This window comes from Legionella israelensis (assembly GCF_004571175.1).
Lineage (GTDB): Bacteria > Pseudomonadota > Gammaproteobacteria > Legionellales > Legionellaceae > Legionella_D > Legionella_D israelensis.
The window spans coordinates 2,475,816-2,497,963 of record NZ_CP038273.1 but is presented as its reverse complement, the minus strand read 5'-3'; the positions used below and the strand labels follow the sequence as shown (position 1 = coordinate 2,497,963).

Sequence of the window (22,148 nt, the reverse complement as noted above, 5' to 3'; positions counted from 1 at the left end):
CGTCTGTTACATTAGAAACTCTTTATATTTGCAAGTATTGTCTTTTAGCGGATGTGGTTCAATTGGACCAAATAGACCGCAAGTTTTTATTTGTTGTTCGACAGTAAGTTGTTGATCGCGAAAAACCACTATCTGGTGTTCTAAAATAATCTCTTGAATAGTCTGTACTTCAGATTGAGACAACTTAGGGTGAAGTTGAAAGCCGGTCAGCTCTACACCAATAGCATGACTTAAAGGGGAAATTTCAAAATTATTCATAACAGCTACTCTTTTGCACTTTATTGTTAGAAGCCTTAATCGTTTCTTTCCAGTTGTGAAATAAACTGAGGCATTGATAGTACGGCATTAACTAATAAATTCTCACAGTTTATTAAATCTGCATTGTCAAAAATACCGTAATGGCTATGTGCGTAACGCACAGGAATGCCAATGTTTATAGCAGCGCTGCCATGACCGCTTTGCTGAATGTTTGCTCCATCTTGTCCGTAGGAAGGCTCACTTTCCCACTGAATTGGTATGTTATTGCGTTTTGAAATATCAACTAAATATTCAACGAGTTCAGAGTCAGGAAGCATGCTTGATTCATAAATAAAAAGACTGGGGCCTTTGCCAAGTTGTGGTCCATTTTTATTCGTGAATTGCATGGGATAATCATGGGCGATTCCAGCTTCAACATTTAAGACAACGTCAGGGTTCAATCGTTGGCCTATGATTTTAGAGCCTCGCATACCTAATTCTTCCTGGGTGGTAAAAGCAAAAATGATGTTCAATTGTTTTTGTAATTTTGTATTTGTTTTTAACGATTCGATGACTGAAAAGAGTGCTGCGATTCCGAGGCGATCATCAAGTGCTTTACCCAGGGCAAACGCATGAGTGCTCAAAAAATACCATTTAGTACTTTCTGTGCATAATCAGATTGCAAGGTTGCTTTGTACCGCTTGGCTTTTATCCCTTTTTTACATGATTTTTCGTTACGTAACGCATTAACTGCAACATGTCTAAACACACCGAAATTTTCCGAGGCATTGTCTCGCCTGACTCTAGAATCGTCTTCTCTAAATGACACATCGAGCACCCAGTGTAACTGATTCTCGACAGCCCAATGCTTTCTAACTGCATTAGCAAATATTTTAGCGTCTGGAGCTATTGATACAATAAAATATCGGGTTTCAGAAGTTGTTTTACCATCGATATAACGTTCTGATTCAACCATTCCAATGCCTTGCAAAGAAGCCCATCGTCCAGGATTGCTAATAGTATCCAACATGTCGCTAATCCAATATCGGCGCAGCTCGACACGACCATGGCCTTTATGAGCTTCCTCAAAATAATCATACCGGACATTCTTAAATTCAAATCGGCGAGATGTTTCAAAAAAATCGATTATTTCTTCGTGAAGTTGTTTTTGGTTATCTTTTACAGCCAGTACATAGTCTGCTTCTTTGTTAACTATTTTTTCCGCAATTTTCTCTTGGCAACCCATGGCATCAATGGTCACAATGCAACCCTTGATATCCAATAAATCAAGTAAAGCTGGGATAGCCGTAATCTCATTTGATTTATCATCTGTCTTTTTTTGACCGAGAACAACGCCATTTTCAGCAGCATATGCACTCACCATGTGAATCGCAGACTTACGTTTTTTCTTGTCATATGAATGACGCAGGGTTTTTCCATCAACTGCTATAATTTTACCGTCGGTTGCTTCTTCAACTGCTGCCATCCATTTAATGAAGCAGCTTTGTAATTCTTCTGGATTGAGACTGGACACTATCCTGGCGATCGTGTCATCAACTGGAATGCCTTTCTTAAAAAAACCGCGTTCTTGAAGCCAATTTAAACGAGCATGTCCAACTTCTTCTATATCCTGCCAGCCTTCAGCTCCACAAATAACTGCTAAAACACACAGAATAAGGATATCGATCAGTTCATGATCAATTTTGCTTTCTTGACGTGGATCGCGAATTATTGAAAAACATTCTACTAATGATGACATTTTTGCTCCTTTATAAATAAAGGAGCTATGAGATCACATAATCAGTTTAATTTAAAGGCACTCGTGATCTTGCCCTGGTGCTTTACCTTGATAAAAACGGCCAAAACGTTTAAATTTTACATCTGGAACGATCGTTAAGCCGGGCCTTATCCCCTTTTCCTTCAACTGTTTTGAAGACAAACCCGTATCCAGAAAAAATTGGTTAAGATTGATTTTGGGAGCCTGGGTAAAGTCAGTGAGAATATGGGGTGGATCAATTCCGCTGATGGCTGTAATTGATCTTCCCTTAGACAATACGATTCGCCAGGAATGAGCCCAAATGGCATGCTGTGACCATCCGCCTAATGGCATTACTCGTAAATACCCTTTTTCATCAATATCTGTAATGACAAAGCCAACCTCATCCATGTGAGCCATTAACAATACCGTTTTAAGATTAGGATTATAAGTATGAAATCCGAATAAAACATTGCCTAGTTTATCGACAGTTATATCCCCTCTCTTATCTTTTAATTGATTAACGACATAATTTCGGATCGTTTGTTCATTTCCACTGGCACCATCCAGATTACTTAATGCTTTGACTCGCTCAATCGTTTTAGTGTTATTTACAGCTTTTTGCATTAGATTGTTGGGAGCAGAAAAAACGGTGCCCCCAAACAATAAACTTAATGCAAAGAGTATAGGCATGCTCTTAAGCATCGAGCGCCTCCGCATTACTCCAGACATTAAAGTCACCAATTTGCTGAAAGCCAAACCGTTTGTATATGTTTAGACCATCAGGTGAAGCTTGCAAAACAGAAACTTGTTGGCCAAGAGATTTGGCTTCTTCCAAGGCTCTATAAAACAGCGCAGTTCCATAACCTTTTTGACGTTCTTCGGGACGTGTGGAGATATCAAAAATGCCCGCACAGTCTGTTAAAAATAATCCTGCGGTACTAACTGCTTTTCCATTAATATAACCAACAAATAATTTTAGATCTGGGCGGTCTTGTGCAGGAACCAGATGAAGTTGCTGATAATATCTTTTTACTTGGGCTTCCTCAGGGTAGGGCGCGAAGATAGATGACAATACTTCACCAAAATCATTAAAGTCCGCATCGGTCTCACATTGCTTAATTTCCAATTGACCAGGATAACTGTATTCCGGTAAAGATAACAAATTTGCAACCATGCCAACATCATACTCATCATGATTAAAACCGGCAGCTTGTAGAGTTTCATCAGTGTATTCTGTTTGGCTGCTTGGCCCAACCCACCAGGCCATGGGGAAATTTTTTTCTCGATAATAATCAAAGACTCTTTTTGCCGTAGAGCCGTCAATTTGTCCTCCGAAAGCGGTATTAAATGTATCGGAAGGCAGAGCCGAGTTGACAACCAATGTGCTGCCTATTTCTATGACATCCATTTTGGGGTGTCTGGCAGGAATATAGGCTAATTTTTCGCGCATATTATTTTCCATGCGGATTTTGATGAGTTCGTTATTGTTCAAATCATTTGCAGTTAACATCAGTGTCTCCTAAAGTGTGATTAATGAGCCGGGTTATTTCATTAACCCTGTCTGTCAGATAAAAATGGTTTCCAGGAAAGGGATGGTATATGATTTTTTGATGACTTTCTAATTGCCACTTTTCTAAGGTTTCTTTGTTTATCCACTCATCTTGTTCGCCATAAAGTATATGCATGGAGGATGCAAGTTTGACGTGTTCAGAGTGCTGGTATGTTTCACATAATCTGAAGTCCTGATACAGCGTCGGGAGAAAAGGCTTTAAATCTTCCAAGCCAAGTTGGTTATCTATTCCTCCCATATGCCTCATTTGTTCAACTAATTGTTCTTCATTAAGTTTGTGAAGCAGGGCTCTTTGGTAGGGTTCGGATGGTGCTCGATGTCCTGACAAAAACAAATGCCTTGTGGTTAATTCATATTCTTCCTGAAGCATCTTTGCTAACTCAAAGGCGATTAATGCACCCATACTATGCCCAAAAAAAGCAATTTCCGAATTCGGATACAATGAAATTTCTGCTGCTAAATGTTGGCAAAGTTTGGGTAATTCACCATAGGCAGGTTGTTCGAAGTATCGACCTCGCCCAGGTAGTTGTGCGTATTGTCCTGAAATATTAGGTGCCAATTTAGCAAGCCAGTGATGGTAATACTCACCGCTGCCGCCAGCAAAAGGGAAAAATATTAAATTGATCTTGTCGTTTGTTAAGGGTTTTTGAAGTAGTTTTACCATTCTTATAATTCCTCAAACTCATAATCGTCGGTTTGTTCGAAATTTGACAGGTAAACCTCATTAGATTGAGGTTTGGCAACCTCCTGCATGACTGATTCCGTCAACTGCCCTAAGGTTGGACAATCAAAAATTGCTGTGTAAGTTAATTTAAGCCCTGTCAGCAGATTAATCTGCTGAGCTAAGGCAATAGCCGTTAATGACTCGCCGCCGACTTCAAAAAAATTATCAGTGGATTGCCAGTTATGTTGTCCTAGCACTTTGTTCCATGCTTCGAGAACTTTCGACTTTATATCAGGGTTTACTACCGAATTATTAGTTAAGGTTTCAGCATCGTAATTTGGTTCGTTATCAGGCATTCCTGGCATTGGTATATGGGTTTTGTTGAATCGATAAGTAGGTTTTTTATGAATTAGCAATGAGCCATCAATGGAATCAACTGGTGCTGGACCTAGGATAATATGTGCATTGGTACCTCCAACACCTAAGGCTGATACAGCAGCATAGCTATTATTGTTTAAGGGTTGTGGTTGTGAGTATAACTGGAAGTGTGGCTTAAGATTTGGCATTGTTAACTCAGCATAAGGCTGTGGGAACGTTGCTTTTCGATTCAGTGCTAAAACTGCTTTTAAAGTGGAGGCCAAACCACTGGCGACATCCAAATGTCCTATATTTGCTTTAATCGAACCTAAAGGGATGGAACGCCCATCACCATAGACTTGTTCCAGGGCAGTGAGCTCAATTGCATCTCCGATTTTAGTCGCAGTACCGTGACCTTCAATGAAATCAATTTCATTTGCCTTGATATCGGCATTGTCCAGGGCTTCTCTCATCACATCTATTTGTGCATCCACGGAAGGGGCTGTATAACTCATTTTTCGGTGACCATCATTATTCAATGCACTGCCTTTAATAACCGCGAGGATTGGTTGGGCATTTTCTATAGCTAACCTAAGACTGGATACTATCAATACCACAACCCCCATACCTCCAACTGTACCATTGGCATCATGACAATAAGGATGGCATTGACCTGTTTGTGAAAAGATCATTCCCTCCACCAGGGGCATGGGTTTCACGATAGGAAACGTTACCGATGCTGCTCCAACGATTGCTGTATCACATTCGTTATTTTCAATTGCACGCTTGGCTTGATGTAGAGCCACTAAGCCACTGGAGCAACCTGTTTGTATAGACATGGCAGGCCCTTGACAATTAAATTTATAAGCGATGCGTGTGGCGCTGTAATCTTTGTCATTGTTAATTAAAATCTGATATTGATTAATTGGATCGGAGTATTCAGTTAATAAGGCTTGCCAATAAAAAGGGTTGGCAGAGCAACTGGTAAACACGCCAGTTTTATTATTCTCAATCAAAGGTGTTTTGATGTTGGCATTATCTAAGGCTAGCCAACTGCTCTCAAGCAATAGGCGTTGTTGAGGACAGATCATACTTGCTTCTTGTTTGGTATAATGAAAAAAAGAAGCATCAAAACAATCTACATCATCAATTTCTGCCATGTAAGCAATTTGATTTTGTAAAGGGTTTGTTAATTGATTACGAATAGCGCTGTATTGATTATCTAGATTATTCATTAAATCCAGAGGGGTTTGACAAGCCGGTAATCTCATGTGAAAACCAATGATAGCGATGCCTTGATCATCTTTATGCATAACATTCCTCTTTCGATATTGGACTCTTTTGGTGGCGCAGCTCAACTTCGTTGATTTGTTGTTCTAACGTGGTATAGCGAAAGACATCTATTACCGAAAAGGAAATAGTACTGAAATGGCTGTTAATAATTTGGGTAAGTTGTATAGCTTTTACTGAATTGCCGCCTAAATCAAAAAATGAAGCCTGATATTGCGATTTTGCTATTTTTATCCTCAAAACGGATTGCCAGCATTCGCATACTTTTTGTTGAATATTTGTGAGTTCCTGCTGAGATGAGGCAATCACTTCCTGTTTAGGATTGGGTAAAGAAGATACATCTATTTTACCATTAATCGTTAAAGGAAAGGCTGAAAGATGGATACAATGACTTGGAAGGGCGAAACTGGGTAATTGACTGGCTAAAAAATGATGCAGTGATTCCCGGTCCAACTCGTATTTTGCCAAATAATAAGCCACTAAAAATTGGATGCCTGTTTCGCTATGTATAACCTTCAATTCAGCTTGTTCTATTTGCGGATGAGCTAATAAGGCTCCAATGATTTCATTTTTTTCTAATCTGTGACCGTTTAACTTAAATTGCTTATCGATACGGCCGCAATAGTGAAATTTTCCTGAATTATCCAGTAGGGCAAGATCGCCTGAGCAATAACATGGCGTGGCATCAATATTGATAAATTTCTTGGCGGTTAATTCTGGATTATTCCAATAGCCCTTACTTAAACCTTCCCCAGATATAATGAGTTCTCCCGGAAAATTAAGCGGTAGAGGTTGGTTGTGCATACCTCGAATTTGCAAACCCATATCGGACAAAGGCTTACCTATATCGATTGTAGGTTGGTTAAAATCAATTTCTGCTACGGTTGCATGGACGGTGACTTCTGTGATGCCATAAAGATTAATCAGTCTCGTAGTTTCAGATTGCTTTTGTTGCCATAACTTGATGATATCTTGGGTTAGGGCTTCTCCACCAAAAAAGACAAAACGGGGAGAAAAGTTTATAGTGTTTTGAGTGTTCAATAAGTTTCTCAAGGCTGTTGGAGTCTGGCTTAGCATGGTGACTTGCTCAGCTTCTAAGAGCTTGGCAAATCGTTGTGGCGATGCCGTTGTTGGCTCATCGACTATGAGTAATTTTGAGCCAGTCAATAGAGCACCAAATATTTCCCAAACTGAAAAATCAAATGCGTAGGAATGGAAGAGTGTCCAAACGTCATCGCTGCGAAAATCTAACCAATCTGTACAACTATTAAAAAGACTCAGGACATTTTTATGGGTTATCGGAACGCCTTTGGGTTTACCGGTAGTACCTGATGTATAGATGATATAGGCCAAGTTGCGGGGATTATTTTTAATGGTAAATATACCGCTCGTAGACTCAATGAGTGTATCAATGAAGAGATGATTAGACGCTGCTTCAGACGGGTTATCATCATGGATTAGCCAATCAATATTTGCATCTTTTAAGATATGATTGGTTCGTTCAAATGGATTCCTTTTATCAATCGGAACATAATGACATCCGTTTAAAAGCACACCCAAAATGGCTGCAACACAACGCCAGTTCTTGTTAACAGATATCCCAATAGCACTTCCAGGTGAAATGTTTCTGTTGGCTAATTGTTGTGCAATATTACGACTGATATCAAACAGTTCTTTATAAGTCAGTTTTTTTTCAGGACATTGTAATGCGATATTGTCGGGATATGTTTTCGCTATTTGAAATAATTTTTCTGTGAGTTGGCGATGCCCTTGATAGGATTGAAACTGCTTGTGTTGATTGATAGTAGCAAGTTGTTTGGCGGGAACGATATTCAACTTTGAAAGGGGTGTATTTAATTGATCGGATATCGAAGAAATCAGAGTTTCATAGCATTGTGAAAGGCTTTCTAGCATGGGCTTAGTAAAATATGTTTGATTTGATTCAAGCCAAATCGTTAGATGGCCATCAGTTTCTGGAATTAGAGAAAGGATCAGTGGCGCTTTATTACGATTTTGCGGAATAAATTTTAGCTTGCAAATAGCGTCTGGGAGCTGAAAAGCAGATTGAGCAAAGTCCATAAAACTGAAAATAATATCAAAACAGCGAGGAGGGTTCGGCATAGCCTTAAGCACAGCTTCGATGTCGATGGTATGATGTTCAAGAGTATCAAGCAGTTGTTGGTGTTGACCGGCTAAATAATCTGATAATTTTTTTTCTTCTTGAAAATGACTATATACTGGCAGGCTTTTTGTTAAACAACAAACTTTCCTCAGCTCCGGAGTAAAACGATTGGCAAATGGAACGGCTACAAATATTTGCTTGCCCAAATCCAACTTATGCAATAAACATTGAAATAAACCAAGCAATAGTGAAGCGGGTGTAATTTCTAATTGTTGGGCAACACTCTTGATGTGGTTATAAGCATCTGAATCAATCTTGTTTTTTAAAAATAAGGCTTTCTCTTGCGAAATTTGGCTGGGCGTTATGAATTCGGCCTTCTGGCTTAATTGCTGCGTCCAGTACTGTTGTGTATTCAATAGATTGGAGCTTGCAATACGATATGGTGGTGTAAGGGCTTGCTGCGCATTTTCCAAAGTGCTGACTAGCTCTTTGGATGAGTAGTAATATGATATTTTTTCAAAAAGTGACTGTAATCCATATCCATCTATACTGATGTGAGGCATTGTTATTAATAAGCGGGCTTTATCCATACCATTGGTGATGAGGATGATACGAATATGGCCTGGATTAGTTAAATCAAAGGGTTTATTGATAAACGAAGAGGAAAGCTGTTGCATGAGCGAAGGGAGTTCATGCTCTGAATTTGAAAATGGAACCACTAAGACTTTTATGGGGACTTGCTTATAGGTGAAAGTAAAATTTCCTTCCATGTTGTCTTGTACACAATACTGACGATGGAAGGTTGCTTCATTATAGACAACGGTTTCAATGGCCTCAATTAATCTTGCTTGATCAAATTTTCCTTTAATATCAATAGCAACAGAGACATGATAGGCTTGCTGATGTTGTTGATAAAGCTGCCACATGGTTTTCTCTATTGGCATACGATTGGAGCTTTTCTGCATGGTGGAACAATGTTCTAATTGTTGCTCTAGCTTTGTAAGGCTTATTTTTTTGTTTAGAATTGTTTTCAGAGTAGTTTTGCCAATATTAAATTGCTCCAGTTGATGCAGGAGATGGACTGCCCGAAGAGAGTCGCCACCTAAATCAACAAAGGATTTATCTAAATGGATGGGGCATCCTAATACCTGTTTGCAAATATCCTCAAAGGTAGGCGATGTAGATATAGATTGAGAAGCATCATCCTTTTTAATATGCATCTCAGCGATAGTTAATGCTTGTCGACGACATAGCTTCCCATTGGGTGTTCTTGGGAGAGGATGAGTTTGCATAATGCAGTGTGAAGGAATCATATAAGTCGGCAATGTTTTTGCCAGATGTCGTTGGATAGCATCTTGAATTAGATTGTTTGAATTTGCTCTAATTATCGCAACAAGTTGGGGAAGGTTATGTTTGTGTATTACAATGATGACACATTCGATAACCTCCGGATGCAGGTAAAGACAGCTTTCAATTTCTTCTAATTCAATACGATAACCGCGAATCTTAACTTGAAAATCTATGCGGCCACAAAAATGAAGTTGATGTTCATCGTCCCAGTAACCTAGATCCCCCGTTCGGTATGTTTTTTGATTTGGCGGCGAAGGATTGTCTATGAAGGCCTTTGCCGTTAACTCGGGCTGGTTTAGATAGCCCAAACTTAAACCATGCCCACTTAAGCCGATTTCACCAACTTGGACGCCATTTTCTTTTTCTTCAGGATTAAGCAAGGTTATTGTAGTGCCTGGTATGGGTATGCCGATTGGCACTTGCTGAGGGATGGGCATATCTTTTCTACAATGATAGACTGTTGAGTAGGTGGTATCTTCCGATGGTCCCCAGAGGTTATAAATCGCTTGAATATGAGCTTTTTGATAAAGCGCCTTTACTAAATCAGAAGTGAGTACTTCACCAGCTAAATTGATAGTATGACAACTGGGCGGAATTTTATTGACACGTAATACTTCTCTAATAGCCGAAGGTACTGTATTAATAAGGCTGATGTCGAAATCCATGTCAGCTTCAATTAGGGATAATATATTTTCAACCAAGTAAATTTTTGTGCCGCAATACAGGGGTACAAAAATTTCAAATACAGATAAATCGAATGTTGTAGTAGTCGAGGCTAATACACTACGTAATACAGATGGTGAGTAATAACTTCTTGCCCAGTTTAGTAATTGATGAATGCCTTTCTCCGCAATCATAACACCTTTGGGTGTGCCTGTAGAGCCGGATGTAAATAATAAATAAGCCAGGTCTGGAGGCAAGGAAGAAGTTGAAATTTTGAGGGGTTGTAGGTTAGAAAGCGGCATGGTTTTAACATCACCAAGCCAGCTAAGATCCATTGACTCATCATCTACTATACAAACGGCGGGTTTCGCCATTGCCATCAACGATTTTTTGCGCTCAGTCGGGTGATTTTTATCTAAAGCCAAGTATGGATTACCCGTATACCAACAAGCCAGCATTAAGGTTATTAGAGATGGGGTACGGTCAACATGTAATGCAACGAGGCCTTGAATTTGCATTAATTTTTGTCCGACTTCTATGATGTTATGCCATAGTTGCGCATAGGTTATGATCCCATAAGCCGATTCAATGGCTATCTTTTCCGGTTGAAACCGGGCGTGCGCTTCAATGGCAGACAATAAAAACGAACATCGTTGCATACCTTCTCCTTTACACCATCAATGCCTGTTTATCTTCAGCGTCTTTTACTAATCGTTCCACGTATTTTGCAAAAGCAGCTAATGTCGGATATTCATAAATAGCCATTGCATGCATCTTGATGGGATAGTTTTTTGTAAGTTCCGAAATAAACTGAATTGCGATTAATGAATTTCCACCAAGCGTGAAAAAATCATCTTCCAATACGACCTTGTCAATACCTAACAAATCTTCCCAGGTACGGGCAATGGATTTTTCCATATCTGAATCAGGTTCTGTGAGGTATGGATCAAGCGTTCTTTTTTGTTTTTGTTGTGCCTTGGTAGAAATTAACGATTGCAATGAGCCAACACGACTCCAGTTTTCTATGACCTGATTAAAATCAATGGTTGAAACCACGACTCTTGGGCCTAGCTGGCTTGAAAATAAGCGACGATAAACTTCAAAAATCTCCGATTTTTCCATTTTATTTTTGATGTGTTCTTCACTAAGTTTGGCAAATTGGACTTGAGCTGAATAATTACGCGCACGAGCTTCATTGACAGCGCCCCAGTTAATGGCCAGAACATTGTTAAACCCACGATTTAGGCAATGTTCAGCGTAGGCGTCAATATAGGCGTTAGCTGCTGTATTATCGAGTTGTCCCAAACCTCCAATAATACTGTTCATGCTTGAGCATAATATTAGAAAATCTAAAGAATGGTTTAAAAAAGTACTGCAGACATTATTGGTGCCGATGACTTTGGGAGCAAATACCTGCTCTAGAGAATTAACTGTTTTATGGCGTATCATACCGCTATCAACAACACCTGCAGCATGAACAACACCTGATAATGGACCATATTGATTTTCTATGTGTTTTTTAACATTTTGTAATGAGGTAATATCAAGAACATCAGCGGTCAGTATTTCTATCTGAATTCCCTGTTTTTCAATGTTAGTAATCAGATTAATTTTTTCAGTGATGGCGTGATTGGGCTTTTGCAACTGCCATGTTTGCCATTCAGCTCGATTAGGAAATTGCATGCGGGTGGTCAAAAAAACTTGCCCTTGGTGTTGGCCGCCAATAAATTCTGCTAATTCAATACCAAAATTACCTAATCCACCGATGACAAGGTAATTTTTGCCTTTAGCAATACTTATTTTTCCGATTGTATTGTCATCTATGCGAGTAGGTTGGTAGGCTTTTATAAAACGACTTTTTCCTCTCAATGCCAATTCAGCATTTTCTTTGCGATGCAATTCTTCCATTAGTGCGGGTAATATTTGCTTCGAATTTAGGTTATCAACATCAATTAATTGACAGGCTAAATCATCATATTCTTTAGGAAGCACTTGAGACATGCTCTGCATCATGGCATTAATGGGGATAACGATTTCATTGCCAGATACATTGGCTGTGTGATTGGTAATAATTTGAACTAACCTTGGAAAGGTCATACTTGTAGCTTCTAAGCTTTGTATCGTATACAAAAGAGAATATAAACCCTTATCCAGACAGCTTTCCTGATCTTTGTCTTCATTGCTTAAACTCCAGCAATGAATCATTGTTTCAGGCATCAAAGACTGACTTTTAAGTCTGGTAAACAAATGCTCATAATCTTCTTTTTTTCTGGGGTTTAAACGAAAATTGATCTCAGACGATTGACTAAAAGATTCAGCTGCATTCACCGTTATAATGGTTGCACCAAGGACTTCAAGTTCTTGTTTATATTCTTTAACTAAAGTAGCTTCATTTTCGAATAGTAAAATCGTTTTTTTATACTCTTTTAGTGGAGGCAGAGGGGATTGGCGCCGCTGCCAATAGGGTAGGTAAAACCACCGACTGATGTCTTGTATTTTCTGGTTTTTATTTTCATTTTGATCTACCCAGAAACATTCTTTTTCAAAAGGATACTTAGGCAGTGGCACATGTCTGAATGGGATAGGGTTTTCTCTATCTAATGTATAAACGGCGCCGCTTAAGTAATTTTTAAGAACCGCCTGTGGATTTTCAAATATCTCCTGATTTAATGTAGACGGTGTTTTTAAGTTAACTTGTTTCGCTTCCGATGGATAATTAAATACTGATAGTTTATCTATGGCTTCTTGAACATGACTGGCGACTATACCAAAACGATACTCAAAATTATTTTGACCCAAAAGTAATGTTGCTGATAAATCATGTAAATTTAGGTCCGGGTTTTTCTGTAACATTTCTACGCATTTTTGGATTCTTTTTTCTAAAGCAGCTGGGGATTTAGCTGCAAATACCAATGCCTTGTTTTGCGGAACATTCATTTTTGAAGGTTCTTGGATAAATTCTTCTATAATAAGTTGGACATTGGTGCCGCCAATACCAAAAGAGCTGATAGCAGCTATGCGACGCCCTTCGATTGGCTCCCATGGTTGAAGACTTGTATTAAAATAAAAGGGTGAGTTAGATAGGTCACATTTTTCATTGACTTTAGTAAAATTGTGGTTTGGAGAAATGGTTTGATGCTTGAGATCTTCCAGCACTTTAATAAGTGCGGTGACGCCAGAAGCACAGTCAGTATGACCAATATTTGCTTTAACTGAACGTAAAGCAATACTCTGAGGGGGACAGTCGTTATAAACTTTCTGTAACCCCTTGTATTCAATAGGGTCGCCTACATAAGTTCCAGTGCCGTGTGATTCAATATAACTGACTTGTTGAGGTTGAATATCTGCATAAGCCAGCGCTGTTTCCATCGCTTTTAACTGACCACTTACAGATGGTGCCATATAACCAACTTTATCTTTACCGTCATTATTGGCATAACTGGCGATGATCGCTGCGTGAATAGTATCCCCGTCATTTATCGCATCTTCAAGCCGTTTTAGCAAAACAAAACCAATCCCGTTGGCAAATACTGTTCCTGTAGCATCCTCTGAAAAAGGGCAGCAGCGACCATCCGCAGCCAGTATTCCATCCTGTTCGTAGATATAACCAAATTGAGATAGAGTTTTAATATTAACGCCACCAGCCAAAGCATTATCGCATTCAAAATGCAACAACGACTTACAAGCCTCATGAATAGCCAGCATAGATCCAGAACAGCCAGATTTCACACTAAATGATGCGCCTTGCCAATTGAAATGATATGCAATTCTTGTACTCAAAAAATCTGGTTCATTTAAGAAAATCAAATGACTTTTTGTTGATTCATTGCCTGTCTGATAATGTCCTTTTAAATTATCATTAAAATAACTATTAACACTACTGGCTACATAACAACTGGTATCTCCCTTTAAACTTTCAGGAGCATATCCGGCAGCTTCAACTGTATGGTAGGCACATTCCAGAGCTTTACGTATTTGGGGATCCAACAACTCAGCTTCTTTGGGGCTATAGCCGAAAAAGCGAGCATCAAAGCATTGGAAATCTTTTGGACCACCACCTACATTGATAAAATTAGAATCTTGATAGATCGCTTCATCTAAGAAGTTAGATTGATCTTCAGGACTGGAACGCGAAAGTCCGCTTTTATTTTGGGAGACAATTTCATAAAATGCTTGAGGATCATCTGCACCAGCAACTTGACAATTATATCCAATGATTGCAATTTTATTTTCTGTTTCCATTAACAGCTCCGGACTTTTTGATTGAATTTTCGACGTTTTTTAAGGTTTTCCTTTCTGGAATTGGCTCGATTGATACTATTTTTTTGAACATTTTGATTGTCATTGCCTGGCTTCAGAAATTTCCCAAGTTTACTAATTGTTGGGTAAGTAAAGAGATCAATGATGGTTAAAGATGAACTGAAAACAGTATTTATATTATTTATCAGCTGTAAAGCCAGTAAAGAATGACCTCCGAGTTCAAAAAAATTATCGTTAATACCAATTTGTTCGATACCTAATATATCTGACCATATAGCCATAAGTTTTTTATCGTTATCGTTTGTTGGTGGAACAAAAGCTACTGTTAAATCGGGTCGGCTATCCTTAACTGCATTGATTTTGTATTCAAGTCCTTGTTTAAGGACCCAGTTTTGATAGCGTGTTGTCAATGAACCAGATGCCACGATGATAGAAGCAACCGGGGAAGCCAGCCATTGTTCAATAAATTGTTGGCCAACTTCAGGTCGGATGGCCAATTGATCCAGATGAGAACCAAAAGCACCTTGCTGGAAGGTTTCTGGCTCTTCGTCTTGATTACCAAACTCCCATGCTTCCCAGTTAATGGATGTCCAGGGAATGGATGATTGTTTATTTTGACGTTCAACGAAATGATCAATAAAACTATGGAGACCTGCATATACATACATTCCTATTCCTGCCAGAGTGGAGGAAATGGAGGAAATAACATGAACAGATTGTATGGGTAAAAGCTTTGTAACTTGTGCAATATTATAGAGTCCTTGCCTTTTTGCATAAAAACAATGTTCAATGAAATCAGGACATAGATCATTAATTAGTCGATAATGTTCAGAAGCCTCAATACCAGCTGCATGAATGAGTAAATTCACAGGGCCAAAAAGATCAATAGCGTTTGTTAAGGCGGCTTCTAAGCTATTTAATTTTCCAATATCTGCTTGAATAAATCGGCAATTTTGATCATTAGCGAGTTGAGCGATAAGCTCATTTTCTGTATTTTGTCCAACAATCTCGTCTTTTTTTCTTCTTTGAATCAAACTGAGTTTAATATCAGGGATTGATTTCAATGCCTTGATGTATTGTTGCCCCACGTGACCACAGCCACCAATAATGACAATATGTTTTAACTGCTTTGTAGTATTAATCGGTATGGGTTTGGGTAATGCGCTGACTTGAAAAAACTCTGCAAAAAACTGTTCGTCACGTAAAGATAATATGGGATGAGAAGAATCAATAAGAAAATTTAAATGTTTGATAAGATTAGATGGCCAGTTATTGTTCATTATATCCACTAAGCAAGATGGTAAATTTGATTTTTCCTGATTAATCGTTTTTACCATGCTTTGTAATATGGTTTGCTCAGGGGTTGCCACGGTCATCAAATTACTACTTTTATTGGCAACGATGATTTGTTTTGCTACCCAGTTCGGTTCTAATATTTTTGTCAATTCAATTTGAAACAATAATTGTTGATGGACAAAATTTTTCCAATCAGAATCTTCTGTCTCAAGCAGTGGTAATGTATTGATGATTACAACCGGTTGGTTTGACGTTGAGTATAATTCTTTAATAAGGGATTTGATTTTCAAGGTTTCATTTGCTTCCCATTGCCATGTTTTTATGGGAAGAGAGTCAGGCAAAAGAGACAGAATTGTTTCACAAATAAATTTTGAATGATGCAGGATAACTATGGGATGTTCATGTTGTTTTGAAGTTAAGCTTGACACTTGTTGCCATAACTTAACATAGGGTTTCAATGCATTTGGCTCCCCTATTGGCTCACTTTTTTCCTGGGGATGAGTGGGTATCACCCAGCAATTTTTTTCGCTGTAAGGGTATGGTGGTAAGGATAAAGGCTGACCCTTGCAGAGATTATCTCTGATATTTTCCCACTTAGGATTAATCCCTGCTTGCCATAACTGACTGAACGCTTTATAGAAACAAGACCAGAAGTTAGAACTGTCTTTAGGATGAGGTATTGTATTTATGGATACGGCCTGATGTCGAGATACAATTTGTTTGACAAAAGTAGTTAAGGTAAGGCCTGGACCAACTTCGCAGTAAACAGGTTGGTATTTCTGTTCGATCAATTCAATGCCAGCTTTAAATTGAACAGTTCCTCTGAGTTGTGAGCACCAATAATCGGGATTTTTCAGCGTATTTTCATCATGAATAAGCCCAGTCGCATTTGACACGATTGGAATGAGAGGAGGTTTAAAAGTAAGGTTATCAAAACAAGATTTAAATTCGTCTAAAATGGGCTCTAAAAGCTCAGAATGAAAGGCGTGATTTATCGGAAGATACTGATAAATGATTTGTTTTGTTTCAAGCTTAGCAACGAGTTTTTCAATGTTTGAAACGGATCCTGAAACCGTTAATAAATTTGGGGAATTGATGGCAGCAACACTAACACCATCGTTCAAAAGTGGTACTATGTTTTCATGGCTGCTAACAACCGAAAGCATTTTGCCTGGGGCTGTCATGGACATTAGAGTTGCTCTTTTATATACCAATCTAGCTGCATCACCAAAGCTTAAAACGCCACTAACGACTAAAGCACTGAATTCGCCCAGGCTGTGGCCAATGAGGATGGTAGGTTTTAGACCGATTTTTTGGATCAAAAAATTTGCCAGTGCAACTTCAAACCCCAATAATGCCATCTGGGTATGTTGTGTTTGATATAATGTTGTGTTTTCGGATTCTTCAAAAACAATCTCATGGAAATTTTCACCACTAATTTGATTAAGAATCAAAAAATATTGATCTATGAGTGACTTAAAATAACTATTTTCCTCGTATAGGGTTTTTCCCATACTAACATATTGCGAGCCTTGCCCTGGGAACAGGAAGGCCAAAGGGATATCTGTAAAACATTTCTCCGGCATTGGGCTTTGCAAACGACTAAAGATTTGTTTTTTAAGGCTGTCAAGATTTTCAGCGTAAAAGGCACATCGAAAATCGAAAGAATTTAGATGGAATTGAGTGGTTGCTGCGAGTGACGCTAACTTTGTCTCAGGTAAAGACTCGCTAAATTCTAAAAACTGGCCCAGTCTTTTTTGAAGGGCTTTTTTATCTTTTGCAGAAACCAGAATGGCAGGGGAAGTATTCGACTGAACATTCCTGTTTTCAGGAACAGTGGTCAGTATAACATGAGCATTGGTTCCACCAATACCTAAGGCAGTAACGCCAGCTGCAAGAACCCCTTCTTTTGGTAACGGTTTTGATTCTTTGTTAATATAAAAACATCCATTGTCGAAATTTAATGCTTTATTTGGCTTGTTAAAATTAATTTGAGGTGGCAGCAAACGATATCTTAATACAAGAAGGGATTTGATGATTCCTGCAAAACCACTTACGGTATTGTAAGTTACAAAAAATTATATAATGGCCATTAAGAGAGTAGCCCCTTATTGTAAAAATAAAGGGCACGGGCGTGAGCGACCGTCGCGGAATAGGTTTTAACAACCGTCTGGATCAAGGTACTCTAGCCCTGCTCTCGAAACGTTTGAATAGTTGAAAGGACTCTGATTAAAGAACGTCCGCTTACAATCCTAAACAATAAAATTTCGAGGCGCGCATGTCATTATACAGTAATTATATTGGTATCGATATTGGAAAAATTTCTTTTGTTGTAGCGATGTATGGCTCAAAAAAGATATACGAATATGAAAATAATCCGACAGGTATTAAAGCGTTTATAAACGATTTCAAGAGTAAATTAAAATATGCTTTAACTGTATTAGAAACGACAGGTGGTTATGAGATGCAATTATTGCTCACTTTGTGTGAGTCAGGGTTTGCAGTACATCGAGCTAATACACGTAAGGTCAAACGATTTATTCAATCTTATGGCAATGAGGCAAAGACGGATAAACTGGATGCCCTCTCATTGGCTTTATATGGGTATGAGCGAGCACAACGACTAGAACTATTTACTCCTCAATCAACAAAAGCCCTTGCCTTATTTGAGTTGGTGCAGCGTCGTAATGATTTAAAACAAATGCTTGTTGCAGAAAAGAATAGATTAAAAGCTCCTCGCGCGGACATCATCAAAGCGAGCTGTAATGCAATGCTCGAGGTGCTTAATAATCAAATCAAGACCATTACAGATGAAATAAATACCTTGATAGAGGCTGACTCTGTGTTAAGAGAAAAAAAAGCTATTCTAAAAACTATTCCCGGCATAGGGGATATCATTGCTAATGAGCTTCTTGTCTTATTACCAGAATTAGGTTCCTTAACGCGACGTAAAATTGCTTCGCTTGCTGGCCTTGCACCAAAGGCAAATGATAGCGGGCAGTTTAGCGGTTATCGGTGTATTGGTTATGGCAGATGTGGAATTAAGCCCATATTATTCTTAGCTGCCATGGCTGCAAGAAATTCAAATTCTAGCTTAAAATCTTTCTACAATCAGTTAATTTCTTCCGGAAAGAAAAAGATGGTAGCTTTAACTGCTTTAATGCGAAAAATCATTGTTATTGCAAATGCCAGAATAAGAGATTTTAATTCGGGATTATTTTGTGCATGATGATAGATTAATTAACTCATGTTACGCACTAAACCTTGCTGCTCCCTGAAATTTAATTAAAATTTCATCCCTGATTTTTAGGGAGGAAGATTTAATGGATATGCTTGATATTTATACTGACTATTTAATTTGCCAGAATAAATATGCCACAGCTACAGGTTTATCGGAGATGTTGGATGGTGAATTTGCGCACGACAAGGTGACACGATTTTTACGACTACAAGATTTTGGTTCCAAAGCGCTCTGGAATTATGTCAAGAAGTCAGTCAGGGAGAGTGAAGCATCAGACGGTGTTCTTTTATTGGATGACTCGATTGAGGAGAAGTCTTATACCGATGAGAATGAAATTAATTGTTGGCATTATTCCCATGCTAAAGGTGATGTGGTCAAAGGGATTAATATCCTGACCTGCATGGTTCGGTATGGTGACTTCAGTGTTCCTGTTGGTTATGAAGTTATCAAAAAAGACGTTGCTTTTTGTGACATTGAAACAAGGCAAGCTCGCAGAAAGTCATCCACGACTAAAAATGAACTTTTTCGCAAGCTTATCGCACAAGCGGTTAGTAATCATGTGTTGTTTGACTTTGTACTTGCGGACAATTGGTTTGGCTCGAAGGCCAATATGGCTTACATCCATAATGACCTTCAAAAATCGTTTATTATTGGGATTAAATCTAATCGAACCTTAGCTTTATCCAAAAACGACGCCAACAACGGACGGTACACAAAAGTCAGAGAATTAGAGCTTGAAGAGGACATAGCCCACACAGTCTATCTCAAGGGATTAGACTTCCCAGTGAGGCTTTTGAAGAAAATTTTCAAAAACGAAAATGGTTCTACAGGGGTTCTCTATCTCGTTTCTAATGACATGACCAGCAGTGCCGAACGTCTTTATGAAGTGTACCAGAAACGGTGGCGGATTGAAGAGTATCACAAGTCAATTAAACAAAATGCAAGCCTGAACAAATCTCCAACCCGCACGGTTAAAACACAATCCAATCATATCTTTGCCGCAATCATTGCATACTGCAAACTGGAAATGATGAAAATAAAGACAAAATTGAATCACTTTGCCATCAAGTACAAATTAATACTCAGGGCTAACCAAATTGCCATGCAGGAGTTAAAAAATATGGCTCGTTAAAGTCAATTGTGCGTAACATGAGTAATTAAATTTAAAAAAACGGTTAAGACATAGTTGATCCAGATGCCCAATATTTGCTTTAACCGACTGCAGCGCAATTTGCGGTTTCGTTTCATAGGCAGCAGTATAGACTTTGTTTAGTGCTGCGAACTCGATAGGATCCCCTAGGGAAGTACCCGTTCCGTGGGACTCTATAAGGCATATGTTTTTTGAGTCCAACTGGCTTAAGGACAGTGCTTTATTAACAACAGCGGCTTGTTGACGGATATTAGGTGCTGTAAAGCTCGCTTTTTGACTCCCATCATTATTAATAGCGCTGCTGGCAATCACACCTATAATATTATCATCATCACGAAGTGCTGCGTGATATGATTTTAAAGCCAACACGGCAACACCATTGGTAAAAACAGTTCCAGTCGCGTCATCATCAAAAGGTCTGATTAAACCATCTTTGGAACGAATTCCATTTTCTTGATAAGTATAGCCTTCGTTGTTTGGTGCAGACAAAGACACAGCCCCCGCTAAGGCAATATCACATTGTTTCGTTAACAGCGCTATCCTTGCCTGGTGAAGATTAACGAGAGCTGAACTACAACCACTTTGAACGGTAAATGCCGGGCCTGTAAGACTAAGTTTGAAAGCTATTCGAGTGGCAAGAAAGTCTGAAGCATTACCCAGAACAACGTCGTCTTCATTGTCAACTTTAAATTGACCGCCTAGATTTTCACCAAAATAGTTATTTAAACTTGCAGAAGCAAATACGCCAATATTAAATTGCTCGGTTTTATTCGCATAACCACTATTTTCCAGTGCCCAGAAGCTGTGTTTAAGTAAGTGTCGTTGCTGGGGATCAATAGCACAGGCTTCTTTGTATGAATAATTAAAAAATTGGTAATCAAATCCAGCTATATCTTTAACGCCACCCCAAGCGTTAACGTGGTTATTATTTTTTGTTATTGGGTGATTGTCTTCATTAGGTATTTGATATAAACATTGGCCTGAACATAGTGCTTGCCAAAAATCTTCTAACTTATTTACCCCAGGAAATTCAAATGATAAGCCAATAATGGCAATTGAGTTTTTATTCATGGTACCCTGACCTGCCAGAAAAGTTTGGGCAACACTTTAAGATCAGTGTCAGAGCCTTACTTTACTCTTCCATGCCTAGAGTAACCTATCCTTAGTGTATTTATTTTGGCCGGGAATCATATATCAGCAAAATTTTGGTGTCAAATTAATTGTTTGATATTTATACTTTTCTAGAGTGTTAAGCCCCCAAGATGGGGCTTAACAATTAACGGAAAAATATCCGCATAGAGCAAGTGGTTTTCTGTTATGCGGAAATGGCTGGTTTAAATGCTTCAACAGCAAGTAGGCGATTAGCTATAGAAGCCATGTCCCTATTTCTTTTTAAATACGACAAATTTAAGAAACAGTAAAATCAATATCACGATTGGAATAATAACTTCTGACAAAATGATGCCGGCATTGTAAGGTGAAAAATTTCCATGCAAAATCATATCTCTAATATGTCCATACAAAGCGCCTATTATGAAAAAGGACCAGCCTAAACCCGTTGCCAACCAAAAATTCCCTCGAATCAATAAAGATAAAATACCTAATAAGGCCCATGCGCCATCATGAAATCCAACTTCAAATTGAAAGGGACTACCTGTTGGCCAACCAATCATCTCTGCAGTTTTATCAGGGAAGAAGACATGGCTGATAAAACCTGTTAAACCGATAAGTCCTACCGTGAAAAACAAGAAATAGACCAGATATAAGTCTACGATTTGTTCAGCTGAATAGTGCTTGCGTTTAATGAGATAGTGAACTGTCGCAAACAAAATGCACGCTATAAGAAGTATATTATTGATCATATTTCACTCTCGGATTTTTTATATTAAACGTAGCACAAAATATCAGTAAATGTATTTCGATTAACAGCAACCGTGGTTGCTCAATTTGCATATATTAAATAAACTCCGTGCTGCAATCAGCAAGTAGCCTGGGAGCAAGTAGTCAACAAATTGATACTAATGACAGGTATAGTTTAAAACGTAATTGAAAGAATTTTTTGATGCAGCTAGAAAAAAATAGGGAGAAAAGAAACTTGTATGGTCGAGGCAGAATTGAGAACCGCTATCCTTTCGGTTTATCACCATCCTTGGTGGGGTCTCAATTTCTCCTCGTAAGTACATCTTAGC

At 38.6% G+C, this 22,148-nt stretch carries 14 protein-coding genes; 2 read left to right on the top strand and 12 right to left on the bottom strand.

What is annotated here, in order from left to right; translation table 11 throughout:
- Positions 1 to 6: 6 nt before the first annotated feature.
- Genes E4T55_RS15555 through E4T55_RS11345 form a run of 10 tightly spaced genes read right to left on the bottom strand, consistent with a single transcriptional unit; the run spans position 7 to position 17,574 of the window.
- A complete protein-coding gene (locus E4T55_RS15555; RefSeq protein WP_202967200.1) occupies positions 7 to 258 on the bottom strand; it encodes a TauD/TfdA dioxygenase family protein in 252 nt (83 codons plus the stop codon).
- A 35-nt stretch (positions 259 to 293) separates the two neighbouring features.
- Positions 294 to 881 carry a M20/M25/M40 family metallo-hydrolase gene (locus E4T55_RS11385; RefSeq protein WP_058502428.1) on the bottom strand — a complete coding sequence of 196 codons (588 nt, stop codon included), beginning with the start codon at positions 879 to 881 and terminating at the stop codon, positions 294 to 296.
- Positions 878 to 1,996 (bottom strand): ISAs1 family transposase, encoded by a 1,119-nt coding sequence (locus E4T55_RS11380; protein WP_058500405.1) that lies wholly within the window; start codon positions 1,994 to 1,996, stop codon positions 878 to 880. The genes E4T55_RS11385 and E4T55_RS11380 overlap by 4 nt, the downstream gene beginning before the upstream one ends.
- A 51-nt stretch (positions 1,997 to 2,047) precedes the next feature.
- On the bottom strand, positions 2,048 to 2,698 hold the full coding sequence (locus E4T55_RS11375; protein ID WP_058500404.1) for a zinc-binding metallopeptidase family protein: 651 nt from the start codon (positions 2,696 to 2,698) through the stop codon (positions 2,048 to 2,050).
- A complete protein-coding gene (locus E4T55_RS11370; RefSeq protein ID WP_058500403.1) occupies positions 2,691 to 3,506 on the bottom strand; it encodes a GNAT family N-acetyltransferase in 816 nt (271 codons plus the stop codon). The genes E4T55_RS11375 and E4T55_RS11370 overlap by 8 nt, the downstream gene beginning before the upstream one ends.
- On the bottom strand, positions 3,490 to 4,230 hold the full coding sequence (locus E4T55_RS11365; protein WP_058500402.1) for a thioesterase II family protein: 741 nt from the start codon (positions 4,228 to 4,230) through the stop codon (positions 3,490 to 3,492). The genes E4T55_RS11370 and E4T55_RS11365 overlap by 17 nt, the downstream gene beginning before the upstream one ends.
- Before the next feature lie 2 nt (positions 4,231 to 4,232).
- A complete protein-coding gene (locus E4T55_RS11360; protein ID WP_058500401.1) occupies positions 4,233 to 5,900 on the bottom strand; it encodes a beta-ketoacyl [acyl carrier protein] synthase domain-containing protein in 1,668 nt (555 codons plus the stop codon).
- A complete protein-coding gene (locus tag E4T55_RS11355; RefSeq protein ID WP_058500400.1) occupies positions 5,893 to 10,671 on the bottom strand; it encodes a non-ribosomal peptide synthetase in 4,779 nt (1,592 codons plus the stop codon). Before E4T55_RS11355 ends, E4T55_RS11360 begins: the two co-directional genes overlap by 8 nt.
- Before the next feature lie 10 nt (positions 10,672 to 10,681).
- Complete coding sequence (locus tag E4T55_RS11350; protein ID WP_058500399.1) at positions 10,682 to 14,254, bottom strand: SDR family NAD(P)-dependent oxidoreductase; 3,573 nt, start codon at positions 14,252 to 14,254, stop codon at positions 10,682 to 10,684.
- Entirely contained in the window at positions 14,254 to 17,574 is a 3,321-nt protein-coding gene (locus E4T55_RS11345) for an SDR family NAD(P)-dependent oxidoreductase (RefSeq protein WP_058500398.1), read from the bottom strand. The genes E4T55_RS11350 and E4T55_RS11345 overlap by 1 nt, the downstream gene beginning before the upstream one ends.
- A gap of 272 nt (positions 17,575 to 17,846) precedes the next feature.
- Between E4T55_RS11345 and E4T55_RS11340 the strand changes: the two genes are divergently transcribed.
- Entirely contained in the window at positions 17,847 to 18,797 is a 951-nt protein-coding gene (locus E4T55_RS11340) for an IS110 family RNA-guided transposase (protein ID WP_115325220.1), read from the top strand.
- Positions 18,798 to 18,891: 94 nt separating this feature from the next.
- A complete protein-coding gene (locus E4T55_RS11335) occupies positions 18,892 to 19,941 on the top strand; it encodes an IS701 family transposase (protein ID WP_115325221.1) in 1,050 nt (349 codons plus the stop codon).
- Here E4T55_RS11335 and E4T55_RS11330 read toward each other — a convergent pair.
- Both E4T55_RS11330 and E4T55_RS11325 read right to left on the bottom strand, forming a co-directional pair.
- Positions 19,921 to 21,030 carry a beta-ketoacyl synthase N-terminal-like domain-containing protein gene (locus tag E4T55_RS11330; RefSeq protein WP_058501953.1) on the bottom strand — a complete coding sequence of 370 codons (1,110 nt, stop codon included), beginning with the start codon at positions 21,028 to 21,030 and terminating at the stop codon, positions 19,921 to 19,923. The two genes, E4T55_RS11335 and E4T55_RS11330, sit on opposite strands and share 21 nt — an antisense overlap.
- 311 nt (positions 21,031 to 21,341) lie before the next feature.
- Positions 21,342 to 21,821, bottom strand: a complete 480-nt coding sequence (locus E4T55_RS11325; protein WP_058501952.1) for a DUF6790 family protein — start codon at positions 21,819 to 21,821, stop codon at positions 21,342 to 21,344.
- Positions 21,822 to 22,148 lie beyond the last annotated feature (327 nt).

Excerpts from the sequence above, each read along its gene's own strand:
- E4T55_RS15555 (WP_202967200.1), bottom strand. The coding sequence starts at position 258 with ATGAATAATTTTGAAATTTCCCCTTTAAGTCATGCTATTGGTGTAGAG.
- E4T55_RS11380 (WP_058500405.1), bottom strand. The coding sequence starts at position 1,996 with ATGTCATCATTAGTAGAATGTTTTTCAATAATTCGCGATCCACGTCAA.
- E4T55_RS11375 (WP_058500404.1), bottom strand. The coding sequence starts at position 2,698 with ATGCTTAAGAGCATGCCTATACTCTTTGCATTAAGTTTATTGTTTGGG.
- E4T55_RS11370 (WP_058500403.1), bottom strand. The coding sequence starts at position 3,506 with ATGTTAACTGCAAATGATTTGAACAATAACGAACTCATCAAAATCCGC.
- E4T55_RS11365 (WP_058500402.1), bottom strand. The coding sequence starts at position 4,230 with ATGGTAAAACTACTTCAAAAACCCTTAACAAACGACAAGATCAATTTA.
- E4T55_RS11360 (WP_058500401.1), bottom strand. The coding sequence starts at position 5,900 with ATGCATAAAGATGATCAAGGCATCGCTATCATTGGTTTTCACATGAGA.
- E4T55_RS11355 (WP_058500400.1), bottom strand. The coding sequence starts at position 10,671 with ATGCAACGATGTTCGTTTTTATTGTCTGCCATTGAAGCGCACGCCCGG.
- E4T55_RS11350 (WP_058500399.1), bottom strand. The coding sequence starts at position 14,254 with ATGGAAACAGAAAATAAAATTGCAATCATTGGATATAATTGTCAAGTT.
- E4T55_RS11340 (WP_115325220.1), top strand. The coding sequence starts at position 17,847 with ATGTCATTATACAGTAATTATATTGGTATCGATATTGGAAAAATTTCT.
- E4T55_RS11335 (WP_115325221.1), top strand. The coding sequence starts at position 18,892 with ATGGATATGCTTGATATTTATACTGACTATTTAATTTGCCAGAATAAA.
- E4T55_RS11330 (WP_058501953.1), bottom strand. The coding sequence starts at position 21,030 with ATGAATAAAAACTCAATTGCCATTATTGGCTTATCATTTGAATTTCCT.
- E4T55_RS11325 (WP_058501952.1), bottom strand. The coding sequence starts at position 21,821 with ATGATCAATAATATACTTCTTATAGCGTGCATTTTGTTTGCGACAGTT.